The sequence below is a fragment of the Streptomyces sp. NPDC001634 genome (assembly GCF_040298185.1).
In the GTDB taxonomy this organism is placed as follows: domain Bacteria; phylum Actinomycetota; class Actinomycetes; order Streptomycetales; family Streptomycetaceae; genus Streptomyces.
The window spans coordinates 1-1,234 of sequence record NZ_JBEOZU010000240.1; the positions used below are offsets into that span (position 1 = coordinate 1).

General features: G+C 36.8%; 1 protein-coding gene. It reads right to left on the reverse strand.

Translation table 11 applies throughout. The features are described from left to right. On the reverse strand, nt 1-1,234 hold a 1,234-nt coding region (locus tag ABT186_RS47805), incomplete at both ends, for an Nramp family divalent metal transporter (RefSeq protein ID WP_351930721.1).

The following is a 1,234-nucleotide window of genomic DNA, read 5'->3' on the forward strand; positions in this document are numbered from 1 at the left end:
CCGGGCAATCCAATCAAATTTAGATATGTCAATCCAATTACTGAACCCCATCCTATTATCCGAATAACTATCGAATTTTTAAACCGGCTTCCCATTTCCACCTCACTATTGGTCATCATTAATAATGGTACCATCGAAAATGGTAACGCAAAAGCTAAGAAGACTTGTGAATTATTCATTAGTGTATTTAACGCTGTGTGCTCCCGAATCGTTCCTTGCCTGCTTGTAATAATTACACAGATTAACACTGGGATAACTGAAATCAAACGCGTAATTAAGCGTCTTAGCCAAATTGGCATTCTCATATGAATGAATCCCTCCATAATTACTTGTCCAGTTAAAGTTCCGGTAATCGTTGAATTTTGTCCAGAAGCTAGTAACGCGACTGCGAATAATGTAGAAAGAAGACCTGATTTTGCAACGGTGATTAAAATTCCGTTACTCAATGTATCCGAATTTGATAAAGCCTCATACAACCCAAAGAATGATGGATCTTTCACTGCCCCTGTTTTAAAAACAGCAACTCCCATTATGAGCAATAAGGAGTTAACAAAAAAAGCGAGAGTCAATTGAATGTTAGAATCCCATGTTGAAAATCGTACAGCATTGGCGATTTCATCTTCATCCGTACGATTTATCTTTCGAGTCTGAGACACAGCCGAATGTAGATATAAATTATGAGGCATAACGGTTGCACCAATAATCCCTAATGCACCAGTTAAAGGCGTTTGACCACCAATTGAATGTGTAGAGGAGAACGTTTCACCAGTCGGAACCAATCCTTTAAGTACATCCCCCCAATTAGGATCAGACAACGCTACTTGATAAACAAACACAAAAAGAATTACAAAAATCAAACAGACAACTATTGCTTCAATTTTTCTAAAACCAACTTTCGTTAACAACAATAATATTAAAACATCAAATACCGTAATAAAGACTGCGACGACAAGCGGAATATTAAAAAGTAAATAAAGAGCAATTGATGCGCCAATTACTTCCGCAATATCTGTTGCCATAATCGCTAATTCCGTTAAAATCCATAAAATGATTCCTAGTTTTTTACTCGTTCTCGCTCGAATTGCTTGAGCTAAATCCATTTGACTAACAATTCCCAATTTAGCAGCCATATATTGTAATAGCATTGCAATTAAACTAGACATTAAAATGACCGACATTAATAAATACTGGAAGTTTTGCCCACCCGTAATCGAAGTAGACCAGTTGCCTGGAT